Origin of the sequence: Halomonas sp. Ps84H-12, assembly GCF_024124725.1 — a bacterium.
Taxonomy (GTDB): domain Bacteria; phylum Pseudomonadota; class Gammaproteobacteria; order Pseudomonadales; family Halomonadaceae; genus Vreelandella; species Vreelandella aquamarina.
The window spans coordinates 160,019-170,539 of sequence record NZ_JAMXSJ010000002.1; the positions used below are offsets into that span (position 1 = coordinate 160,019).

At 51.0% G+C, this 10,521-nt stretch carries 13 protein-coding genes and 1 riboswitch; of the genes, 9 read left to right on the forward strand and 4 right to left on the reverse strand.

The window, feature by feature from the left end:
- Nucleotides 1-59: 59 nt before the first annotated feature.
- The 3 genes from NH344_RS18235 to NH344_RS01780 are packed head-to-tail and all read left to right on the forward strand — an operon-like array spanning nucleotide 60 to nucleotide 2,866.
- Nucleotides 60-665: a TetR/AcrR family transcriptional regulator gene (locus NH344_RS18235; RefSeq protein ID WP_058576283.1), complete on the forward strand. Its 606-nt coding sequence runs from the start codon at nucleotides 60-62 to the stop codon at nucleotides 663-665.
- A complete protein-coding gene (locus NH344_RS01775) occupies nucleotides 662-1,651 on the forward strand; it encodes a hypothetical protein (RefSeq protein ID WP_253027459.1) in 990 nt (329 codons plus the stop codon). Before NH344_RS18235 ends, NH344_RS01775 begins: the two co-directional genes overlap by 4 nt.
- Nucleotides 1,652-1,663: 12 nt before the next feature.
- Nucleotides 1,664-2,866 (forward strand): MFS transporter, encoded by a 1,203-nt coding sequence (locus NH344_RS01780; RefSeq protein ID WP_052509929.1) that lies wholly within the window; start codon nucleotides 1,664-1,666, stop codon nucleotides 2,864-2,866.
- A gap of 74 nt (nucleotides 2,867-2,940) precedes the next feature.
- On the opposite strand, the gene thiC is transcribed toward NH344_RS01780, so the two are convergent.
- From thiC to NH344_RS01795, 4 genes are all read right to left on the reverse strand, one after another.
- Nucleotides 2,941-4,845, reverse strand: a complete 1,905-nt coding sequence (thiC, locus tag NH344_RS01785; RefSeq protein ID WP_044629027.1) for a phosphomethylpyrimidine synthase ThiC — start codon at nucleotides 4,843-4,845, stop codon at nucleotides 2,941-2,943.
- A 25-nt stretch (nucleotides 4,846-4,870) separates the two neighbouring features.
- Nucleotides 4,871-5,539 carry a thiaminase II gene (gene tenA / locus NH344_RS01790; protein WP_058575970.1) on the reverse strand — a complete coding sequence of 223 codons (669 nt, stop codon included), beginning with the start codon at nucleotides 5,537-5,539 and terminating at the stop codon, nucleotides 4,871-4,873.
- An 81-nt stretch (nucleotides 5,540-5,620) separates the two neighbouring features.
- Nucleotides 5,621-5,752: riboswitch (TPP riboswitch) on the reverse strand.
- A gap of 91 nt (nucleotides 5,753-5,843) precedes the next feature.
- Entirely contained in the window at nucleotides 5,844-6,155 is a 312-nt protein-coding gene (locus NH344_RS18240) for a tyrosine-type recombinase/integrase (protein ID WP_338107211.1), read from the reverse strand.
- 16 nt (nucleotides 6,156-6,171) lie between these two features.
- Complete coding sequence (locus NH344_RS01795) at nucleotides 6,172-6,789, reverse strand: phage integrase N-terminal SAM-like domain-containing protein (RefSeq protein ID WP_290443928.1); 618 nt, start codon at nucleotides 6,787-6,789, stop codon at nucleotides 6,172-6,174.
- Nucleotides 6,790-7,075: 286 nt separating this feature from the next.
- Here NH344_RS01795 and NH344_RS01800 point away from each other — a divergent pair, with 286 nt between their 5' ends.
- The 6 genes from NH344_RS01800 to NH344_RS01825 all read left to right on the forward strand — a co-directional run bounded on the left by NH344_RS01800 (nucleotide 7,076) and on the right by NH344_RS01825 (nucleotide 10,175).
- Nucleotides 7,076-7,327 (forward strand): type II toxin-antitoxin system prevent-host-death family antitoxin, encoded by a 252-nt coding sequence (locus NH344_RS01800; RefSeq protein ID WP_044629029.1) that lies wholly within the window; start codon nucleotides 7,076-7,078, stop codon nucleotides 7,325-7,327.
- Nucleotides 7,317-7,601: a type II toxin-antitoxin system RelE/ParE family toxin gene (locus NH344_RS01805; RefSeq protein ID WP_044629030.1), complete on the forward strand. Its 285-nt coding sequence runs from the start codon at nucleotides 7,317-7,319 to the stop codon at nucleotides 7,599-7,601. Before NH344_RS01800 ends, NH344_RS01805 begins: the two co-directional genes overlap by 11 nt.
- 144 nt (nucleotides 7,602-7,745) lie before the next feature.
- Complete coding sequence (locus NH344_RS01810; protein WP_253027461.1) at nucleotides 7,746-8,003, forward strand: hypothetical protein; 258 nt, start codon at nucleotides 7,746-7,748, stop codon at nucleotides 8,001-8,003.
- A gap of 96 nt (nucleotides 8,004-8,099) precedes the next feature.
- Nucleotides 8,100-8,705, forward strand: coding sequence for a hypothetical protein (locus tag NH344_RS01815; RefSeq protein ID WP_253027463.1), 606 nt, complete (start codon nucleotides 8,100-8,102; stop codon nucleotides 8,703-8,705).
- A gap of 142 nt (nucleotides 8,706-8,847) precedes the next feature.
- Nucleotides 8,848-9,528 carry a hypothetical protein gene (locus NH344_RS01820; RefSeq protein ID WP_253027465.1) on the forward strand — a complete coding sequence of 227 codons (681 nt, stop codon included), beginning with the start codon at nucleotides 8,848-8,850 and terminating at the stop codon, nucleotides 9,526-9,528.
- An 86-nt stretch (nucleotides 9,529-9,614) separates the two neighbouring features.
- Nucleotides 9,615-10,175, forward strand: a complete 561-nt coding sequence (locus tag NH344_RS01825) for a hypothetical protein (protein WP_253027467.1) — start codon at nucleotides 9,615-9,617, stop codon at nucleotides 10,173-10,175.
- Nucleotides 10,176-10,521 lie beyond the last annotated feature (346 nt).

Here is a 10,521-nt window from a genome sequence, read left to right on the forward strand (position 1 = left end):
CTCTCAGGATATTGGCATCTAGGTTTTAGACAGACCTGTCTGTACGGAGGTGTTTAATAGTGACGCATAATCCATCTTCACTCTCACGGCCTAGCGAACGCATTATTGAGGCTGCCAGTCGTTTGTTTTTTCGCCAAGGTTACTGTTCTACGGGAATTAATCAGATTATCAGCGAGTCGGGGGTTGCTAAGGCCAGTTTTTATACGCATTTCCCTAGCAAAGAGGCCCTTGCCATGGCTTGGCTTAGGCAGCGCGAAGAACGCTGGATTGAACAGCTAACTGAGCGAATTTCTCAGCATCAACTAACTGAGAAGCGGGTTTCCGCTATGTACACCATGTGGTACGACCAGATTCGCGAAGAAGGCTACCGTGGTTGTGGCTTTATTAATATGGCTGGGGAATTCAGCGATGAAAAGAGTCCGGTTAGGGCTCTCGTGCGTGATCACAAAGAGCGTGTAAGACAAGTTGTCGCCAATAATGTGCTGAATGAATATCGGCCCATGATGGAGCCCGAGGTATTTGACGAGTTGGTGAATACTATTTACTCACTTTTTGACGGTGCCATTATTCAAGCGCAAAACTTTATGCAGGATTGGCCGATTGACTCTGCAATGAAGACGTCTATGAAAACTCTTTCTCATTATCGTAGTGGAGCAGTCCTATGAATGGTACAGAATATGAAGATAACCTGGAGGTTATTGTTCGAGATTCTCTGGGTTGTTTTACTCCCTTATCTGCTGATCAGATTGATACTGTTAGTAATGCTAGCAAATACTCAATATCAGAGAATGACAGAGATGCAGGTAGCTCATCTCTAGAAGATGTCTTTGGGTATATGGCAGCACTCAATAAAATGGCTGTAAGTGGCAACGGGATATGTGCTGATCGTTCCGGAAATGCTTCCCTTCATGATGGCTTAATAAGTACAGCTGATTACATTTCTCATAAAGTCAATGGCGCTTCGGTGCGCTACATTGAAATTGGTCCTGAGCCCTATAAAACAGAGCTTATAATAAAAAGATTAATTGGAAATGGTGTGGATTTAACAAGCTATATTGGTTTGGATATTAATCCAGAGTCAGAGAAAGCCATGCGTTTGGCGTTGGAACCGGTTGTCGGTAAACAACGGTTTAGTTATAAAATTAACGATTACAACGAATTGCAGTCTTCCAGTTTCGGCTTTCATGACGGTATTACAGTAGTTACTATGATGGGATTTCAAGAAGGAAATGAACTGCCCAGGAAAATGTTGAGGATACTTAAAAAGTTAACTAGCAAAGGTGATTTGCTGCTTTCCGAGATGCAGCTTTCTAGTTTGGCTGGCTGGAAACCAATAATTGATTTTTATAGCTTACAACCAATGAAACAATTTTCCCAAAAAATCTGCGAACGGGCTCAGCTTAAGCCAGCAGGTCAACATAGGATTTTCCTGACACCAATTGAGACTGAGCTAGGTCCAGTAATGACTGCAGCCACAGTCATACCGTATAAGCTATTTGATCATCATCGTTACCTGCTTACAAACTGTTGCCTTAAATATACTAAGGATAAGTTTCGCGCTGCACGCCAAAAAGAAAATGATTTTCAAATAGTTAAGGAGTTTTTTAGCGGCGATCAAACTGTCGCTTATCAATTAACACTGCGGAATTGAAAGGCCTGAAATATGGTTCTCTCCAGCTTACTAGTGCGTAACTCTGCCTTCAATATTGTCGGCGCGGGCTTGTTAATTGTGGCATCTACCTACGGGTTGTCGCGCTATACCTATGGCTTGTTCGTGCCCGCTATCAGGGATGATTTCAATTTAAGCCAAACGGCCGTCGGTGCGATTGGCAGTGCCTCCTATCTGGGGTATCTGCTGGCCACGTTGGTGAGTCCGCTGCTGGTTCGCCATTTTAATCCGCGTATGCCGATTATATTGGGTGGCATGACCGCAACGCTGGGCATGCTGTTGGTCGCGCTGGCGGGTAACCCGGTATGGTTAGCATTGGGGGTGACGCTTGCCGGTTGTAGTCCAGGCCTGGCGTATCCACCGCTTTCTGATGCTATCAAGCAACTCTGTCTCGCTGAAAAGCAAAGCCGCTATTACGCCATTATAAATTCCGGCACCAGTTTTGGGGTGATGGTTTCTGGCCCATTGGCCCTTATTGCGGGCCCTCAATGGCAACTGGCTTGGTTGTGCTTTGCATTTATCGCGCTGATCGCCACGCTGTGGAATTTTTTTATAATGCCGGGCAATGCGCCTAATCATGAGCTCTCAAACAGAGTGAAACCGGGCGCCTCCCAGGAGCCTATGTTTACCCTTGTGAGACGCAAGTTGAAAGATAGTTCGGTGCGTCGCCTACTGCTGGGTGCGCTTCTATTCGGGCTGGTAACCTCAATCTATTGGACGTTCTCTGTTGAGTTGATCGCGGGAGAAAAAAGCCTTTCTGATACAGGTAGGGTGATATTCTGGATTGTCGTGGGCATTGCCGGCGTGGCGGGCGGCTTGGCCGGAGAACTGGTGACTCACTTTGGACTGACCAAGGCATTGAAGTGGGCGACGCTGGCCATAGCTGCCTCGATAGCTTTACTCACCATTGCGAGTGACGGGATACTGATGCTAACGCTATCGGCGGTTTTGTTTGGCGCTACGTTTATTCTTATTACGGCGTTATACGGTATTTGGAGTGTCAGTTGCTTTCCAGAAGCTCCGTCCACTGGCTTTGGTCTAACCTTCTTTCTTATTTCTGCAGGTCAACTGATATCGCCCACCCTTGCCGGGCTTGGTGCCGAGATTTGGCAATTGACAGCGGTGTTTCAGGTCACCGCGATACTCTGTTTAGGTATCTTGTGGCTACTCCCGACCCAGGACGTATGGAGTATGTGACCAATAGCCTAATCCCGTTACCCCAGCACCCCGTCTTCTCGACGGGGTGCTGTTTTGATAGCGTGAGGTGAAGTTTAAACTTCCTGATACAGCCCGCTGCCTTTCTGGCGAAACTTCTCCGCCTGCTCCTCCATACCCTTCATTACCGCTTCCTGATCGCCGTTGAGGCCGTGCTCATTGGCGTAGTCACGTACTTCCTGGCTGATCTTCATGGAGCAGAACTTCGGCCCGCACATGGAGCAGAAGTGGGCTACCTTGGCGGAGTCTTTGGGTAGGGTTTCGTCGTGGTATTCACGGGCGGTGTCCGGGTCTAGCCCCAGGTTGAACTGGTCTTCCCAGCGGAACTCGAAACGCGCCTTGGAGAGTGCATTATCGCGACGCTGTGCTGCTGGGTGGCCCTTGGCGAGATCCGCCGCGTGGGCAGCAATTTTGTAGGTAATAATGCCGGTTTTAACGTCATCTTTATTGGGCAGGCCCAAGTGCTCTTTCGGCGTCACGTAGCAGAGCATGGCGCAGCCAAACCAGCCAATCATCGCCGCCCCAATGCCAGAGGTAATGTGGTCGTAGCCGGGGGCGATATCCGTCACCAGCGGCCCAAGCGTATAGAAGGGCGCTTCGTCGCAGTACTCCAGCTGCTTATCCATGTTCTCTTTAACAAGGTGCATGGGCACATGGCCGGGGCCTTCGATCATCACCTGCACATCGTGCTTCCAGGCAATGTGGGTCAGTTCGCCCAGGGTTTTTAGCTCTGCCATTTGTGCTTCATCGTTTGCATCAGCAATAGAGCCAGGGCGCAGGCCGTCGCCCAGCGAGAACGCCACATCGTACTGCTTGCAGATCTCGCAGATCTCCTCGAAGTGGGTATACAGGAAGCTCTCTTGATGGTGATACAAGCACCACTTTGCCATGATGGAGCCGCCACGGCTGACAATGCCGGTGACGCGGTTGGCGGTGAGCGGCACGTAGCGCAGCAGCACCCCGGCGTGAATGGTGAAATAATCCACCCCCTGTTCCGCCTGCTCGATCAGCGTATCGCGGAAGATCTCCCAGGTGAGGTTTTCGGCAATGCCGTTGACCTTCTCCAGCGCTTGATAGATGGGCACCGTACCAATCGGCACCGGCGAGTTGCGGATGATCCACTCGCGGGTTTCATGGATGTTCTGGCCGGTGGAGAGATCCATGATGGTGTCCGCGCCCCAGCGGATGCCCCAAGTCATCTTGTCCACTTCTTCCTCGATGGAAGAGGTGACCGCCGAGTTGCCCAGGTTGCCGTTGATTTTCACCAGGAAGTTACGACCGATGATCATCGGCTCGCTTTCCGGGTGGTTGATGTTGTTGGGAATAATCGCCCGCCCACGGGCCACCTCATCGCGCACGAACTCCGGCGTGATCTCCTCCGGAATGCTGGCGCCGAAGCTCTGGCCCGCATGCTGATGGCCCAGAATGCGCTCTACTTCTGCCGTTCCCAACGCCTGACGGCGCTGGTTTTCCCGCAGAGCGATGAACTCCATTTCCGGCGTGATGATGCCCTGGCGGGCGTAGTGCAGCTGGGTCACGTTCTTGCCCGCTTTCGCCCGGCGGGGTGTGCGGCTTAAATCAAAGCGCAATTGGGCAAGGGTGGGGTCGTTGGCGCGGCGCTGGCCGTACTGGCTGGTGGGGCCATCCAGAAACTCAGTGTCGTTGCGCTCTTCGATCCAGGCCCGGCGTAGCTCCGGCAGGCCCTGGCGCAAATCGATGTTGGCGCTGGGGTCGGTGTAGGGGCCGGAGGTGTCGTACACCAGCAGTGGCGGGTTCTGCTCATCCGCGCCGCTGGTTTTGGTGGGCGAGAGGGTGATCTCCCGAAATGGCACGCGAATATCCGGCCGCGAGCCTTCCACGTACACCTTGCGCGAACCGGGCAGCGGCGCCACGGCGGCGGCATCGACCTGGGCGGTTTCGGCTAAAAAGTGTGCGGTGTTGCTTTTGACGGTCTTGGTCATGACGGTTGCTCTATGTTGTAGGAGATTATTCAGAAAGGTCTAAACCCATCTGCCAGAAGTCGATTTCCAGACGGGTGGCATCGCGGAAGATTTTGCTTAGCTCAGCAAAGCGGGCGGGGGTGACATCCGCTAAGCGGGCATCGAGCCACGCAAGCTCCGCCTGCATGGCGGCCTGGAACTCCTCGCCTTCGTACATGGCGATCCAGGCATCAAACGGGTTTTGCGCGCCGCGCAGCGTGGAAGGCTGCGCGTTCAGCCAGTTGGCGATTTCGCCGTAGCCCACCAGGCAGGGGGCCAGCGCTACGTGCAAGTCGAGCAGGTCGCCGCGGTTGCCGGTATCCAGCACATAGCGGGTGTAGGCCAGCGTGGCGCGGGCTTCGGGGAGTTCGGCAAGCTCCTGCTCGGAAATCCCCCACTCCTGACAAAAGCCCACGTGCAGGCCCAGCTCCACATCCACAATGGCTTTCAGGCCCTCGTGGGCCTGGCGCAGATCCGCTAGGGTGGGGCTTTTGTAAGCGGCCAGCGCGTAGGCGCGGGCAAAGTGAATCAAGAACAGATAATCCTGCTTCAGGTAGTGGCGAAACGACGCATCAGGCAGCGTGGCGTTGCCCAGCTGGCGCACGAAATCGTGCTCGATATAAGCCCGCCAATCGTCCTGGCAAGCGGTGGTGAGATCGGTAAAGCGGTAGCCCATGATGCCTCCGGTGGTACAGCGAACCGGCGCACGGGCGAAGGGAGAGTGAGTTGGGGCAAGGTATCAGGTGAACACGGCGCACCCCAACCACCGCTTGATTCCTACGCCGGTACTAGCCGGATCAGGTTCAACGGGCCCCGCCGTGACGACTTGCTGCAGCAGCCAGCCGTATAGCGATCTCAGCCGGTTCCACCGGCACCCCGTCAAGCAGTATTCAGCGCAGTGTAGGAGGCGAGAGGGGGAGATGCAAGGGGCGTTAGCTTGATCGAACACACGGGCTTCATGGAAGCATAACTGCCCTTCACTAACCCAATGGACTTCTGACACCCGCAAACCCATTGCCTAGCACATGGGTATATATTTGGGTGGTCTCGATACTTTTATGGCCCAGCAGCTCTTGAACAGTGCGAATGTCAGTACCTTGGCTTAGTAGCTGAGTGGCGAAACTGTGCCGCAAAGAGTGGCATGAGCCAGGGCGTGTTAAAGAAGATGAGCGCATGGCATATTTGACGGCTTTTTGGACGGCAGAGGCATGAATGTGATGTAGAACGACGCGCCCCCTCTCATCGAAGCAAGGCCTGGAGGAAGGGAAAAGCCACTGCCATGCAAGTGAAATACCCGCGTTCGGGTATTTACGGTCCTAGAGCATATGGCAGTGACACAGGAGTAGCGTTGGCTTCAAGGCGAGCGTTCAGTTGTTGTTCTGCCATTTGTATATGCGTATGTAATGGCTGGACGCAAGAAGGCGGCAGTAGCGTGGTGCGGTCTTTGTTGCCTTTGCCTGCATACACCGTGATGATTTGCCTTGAGAAATCAATATCTTTGACGCGAAGCCGACAGGTTTCGGAGACACGTAAACCTGAGCCGTACATCAGTGAGGCCATGAGAAGCATAGAGCCAGACAAGCGCTGAAATACCTCCATTACTTCCTGATGAGAAAGCACCACTGGTAAGCGCTGAGGGCGCTTAGCTCGGCTAAATTGACCAATCTCGCCAAGCGGTTGGTCCAGCACATGGCGATAAAGGAAGACGATGGCATTGAGTGCTTGATTCTGTGTAGCCGCTGCCACGTGCCTTTCGATTGCCAGATACTCCAAAAATTGCCGTACTTCATGACCTGTTAGCGTGGCAGGGTGACGTAAATCATTGAACCGAATGTAAAATCGAATCCAGTAACAATAGGTTTTTTCGGTGCGTAAGCTATAGCGCTTGACTCTCATGGTTGCCTTGACGCGTTCCATCAGTTTCATGGGAGAATGCCTTAATAATGCTGTATTTAAAAACAGTATTATTGAGGCGAGCAAAACGCGCAAGCCCGCGAATTTTGGCTACATCGCCAAAATTCTCTTTGCACGCTGTAGAATCAATGAGGTAGATTCAATTTGGTGGCTATGAAACCTCAGTCATTGTGATGTCACGTTCATTGAGGTTTCATGGCAGGGCGTATAATCACTGTTATGGCTCAATTTCCCGCTAGTCAAACCTACATAAATGACCTAAAATATGACCATTATATAGACCATATATGAGGTTTTTATGCGCCAAGTATTAGCAGATTTTTCTGTAAGCATCTCAGAATTAAAGAAAAACCCATCGTCACTACTGTCCCAGGCCAGTGGCTCTCCAATTGCTGTCTTGAACCATAACAAGCCTGCTGCATACCTCATACCTGCAGATACGTATGAAGCAATTATGGAAATGATTGAGGACTACGAACTGGGCAAGCTGGTCGAAGAGCGCCGTGGTGAGCGCGCAGAAGCCATCGCGGTGTCACTGGATGACTTATAAGCTGAAATTTGTACCATCAGCACTGAAGGAATGGAAGAAGCTGAGCGCTCCTGTAAAAAGTCAGTTCAAGAAGAAACTGGAGGAGCGCCTTATTAATCCAAGAGTGCCTTCGGCAAAGCTTGGAGGCTACAGCTCCGTGTACAAAATCAAACTACGATCAGCGGGCTACCGTTTGGTTTATGAAGTGGTGGATGGGGAGTTAGTCATCTATGTCCTTGTCGTTGGTAAACGAGAGAAAGGGAAGGTTTACCAGACATTGAAGGACCGAAAATGAGCCTGGCAGCACGCCATAACAAGCAGTCGCAACGGACGCATAAATGCGCCGTTGAACATGGTCGTTATGAGTATGCATAGAGGAATAGCGCTACTGACGGCTCTATGCCTGGCAGGTTGCGCCAGCACAGGAAACTATTGTCGTGTGGATGAGCAGCATCGCTCCGAAATCCTTGAGAATATAGCCCCGGTTCTCGAAGATCTGGAGTCCGAGACTATTCGCTACATCCCGTCAAAGTCACTTTCGCGTGACGGTGTGTTATATCGTGACGAAGGTGGCTGTTTTATATACATTGGACCCCAATCCAAAAGAGAAGGCCATGGTGTGCTTGATGGCGACGGAGGCATTTACATTGACATGGAAACATTTCAGTCCAAAGAAGTTTTCTGGTATCAATACTAAAACTCATAACCAAGCGCAGCACTACACAGCCTTCGGCTGTCGGACGCTCGCAAGCTCGCGCCGGTGTGCGCGGCGTTATACAGAAGAGGAGGCCAAATGAGTGCGCAGGATAAAGCACCTCTTTACCATGCGAAGCGAGAGCTGGTCGCCGCACAAAGAGCGATCGAGCGCATGGGGCAGGCCTCCTCGCTTGAGGATCTAGAAGACGAATGGAAGGCCTATCTCACCGCAATTGAGAAGTGCTGGATTAAAGTCGAGAGAGCCTGTCAGCACATTCGAAACAAGTTCCAACCATGGCAGGGACAGTACGCGAACGAGAGAAGAAAAGACCCTCTCTTAAAGTATCTGAAACACGCACGAAATTCAGATCATCATTCCATTCAAGAAAACATGGACAAAAAGGCAGCTTCGAGTTCTATGTATGTAGAAGGTGGCCCCGGAGTCACACACATTGAACGCCTAGAGATTAAAGATGGCCAGCTTGTTGAGTATCGCGGCAACAAGCCATTGGTCATTGAGAATCTTCCAAACAGAGTGGAACTGCTGCCAGTCAAAGATGGCAGCAAGTGGTACAACCCTCCGTCGCAACATAAAGGCGCCAAGCTAGTTTGGCCTGCTCCGCTGGATGTTGCTCAACTCGGACTTGAGTACTACACAAAATATGTATCGGAAGCTGAAGAAAAGTTTTTCAGCAGTGTATAACAAGGCCAGGCACGCGACGCCTACTGCATTGCGGCTTCGCCTCCATTCCGTAGCCGCGCATGCTGGCTGGCGTTATATCGAATAGAGACCAATGGAAAATTACAGATTCATAGACCGATTCTTTCATAGTCAATATGAGCTATTGGACCTCACGGAGACTGAGGGTAGGGATTCGAATACGCTCTACACATTTCTTAACAACCTTCACACGACTGCCGACCGACTCAAAGAAGAATTTGATTGCGATATTAAAGGGTATCCGGAGTTCAAAATTCTTCGGCTCATCAGGAACTATTTTCATCATGTTGGCGATGTGGAAGAAATTAGGTTGAAAGTTTATGTTGAGCGGAATGTGATCATTAGCCACGCAGAGCATCTAATTATTCCTCTCGAGACATTCGCTAAAAGCGTAAAGTCATTTATTGATAAGAACTCACTGCCAAAGAGCAACAGAAATTACGCCAAAAAGAAGGCATTTGTAGATAAAGAGATGGCTGCCATATCGGAGCTTTTTGATTATACCGCCGATTTGCTAGCAAATTTGGAGGTTTTTTGTAATAAGCCAAGCCTAAAGCTAGATGGTGTAGTATATGAGTTAGGTTTTGATATGTATAAGTTTGTCTACAATGTCACAAATATAGTGGCCGACAAATGTCGTGAAATCGAGCAGCTGAATGAAAAGAAAGTTATCGCGGAACTGGATTGGTCCTATACAGCCGACAACAACATAGGAAAGCATGATGTGTTTTGTCATCCTAACCGAGTCCCAATCACTACAACACAGGGGTTCGTATACCCCGAGACCATTGAGTCAGCGATATAACAATTCGCGTCACTCGGACGCACTAAAGTGCGCCGGTGCGCTCTGGCGTTAACTTTCGCCAGCTAGCCCCAAGGAGACTTTAAGTTATGGAGTTTGAGGACCTACTCCTACTAGTCATCCTGATCATTGCGGCCTATATCTGGATTGTTTCCCAAATTGAGAAAAAGAAAAGGGAACGAGAATACGCTGAAAAGCATGCGGAATTACAGGCAAGGCGCTCGCGGGAGATGCAGAAGCCGCTACCGAAACACATGCAAAGAGCATTGTCTCAGTTTGAAGCTGAATACCAGCAGAACCCTGGGGCGTTTAAATCCATGCATGAGTTTTCACCACTTGCTTGTTTTGGATACAAAGTCGGCAAAACGAATGGACTGCCTGAACACCTGCGGCGCGAGATCATCTACTTTACTTGGTATGCAGAAATCCCTTCAGTAGTGCCTCGCCAATATGCCCAAGAGTGGGGAGAGCCTGGTACCAGTAAAAGGTTTTCTAAGATTCGAAGCCATTTGTCTATGCTTGCGAATCAGAGACGCTCGCGAAAAGGTTATGAGGTTGCCGTCTCCCACTGGGATTCAGATGTAAATTGGCTTCGTGAAAATCACTCGGACTTGGCTTACCAGTACAGTCAGTTCGGATTCAAAAGTTAACAAGGTGGTCAACGGGACGCCAACTACGCTGCGCTCTGTTGTCGCCCGTTACCACTGGCGTTATGCGCAAAAGGAGGAGCCGTGCATCAATTAGCAGCCCAGTGGATTGTGGAGTTACTGGGAGATAGGAATATCCCCTTTCTGATCTGTGGTGGACTCGCAGCAAAGGGATATGGGTCTGAGCGTGACCTGAATCCTGAATCCGTGAGACCGCCCCCCGGAAGCACTTCTAACCCACTGACCTGCATGGCAATATAGCCATTATCGCCATTCACCCAGACAGTGCCATGCCCAACATAAAGTTCCGCGCCAGTCGCCGCACCCTCACCAGCCACGCCGGGCTGTC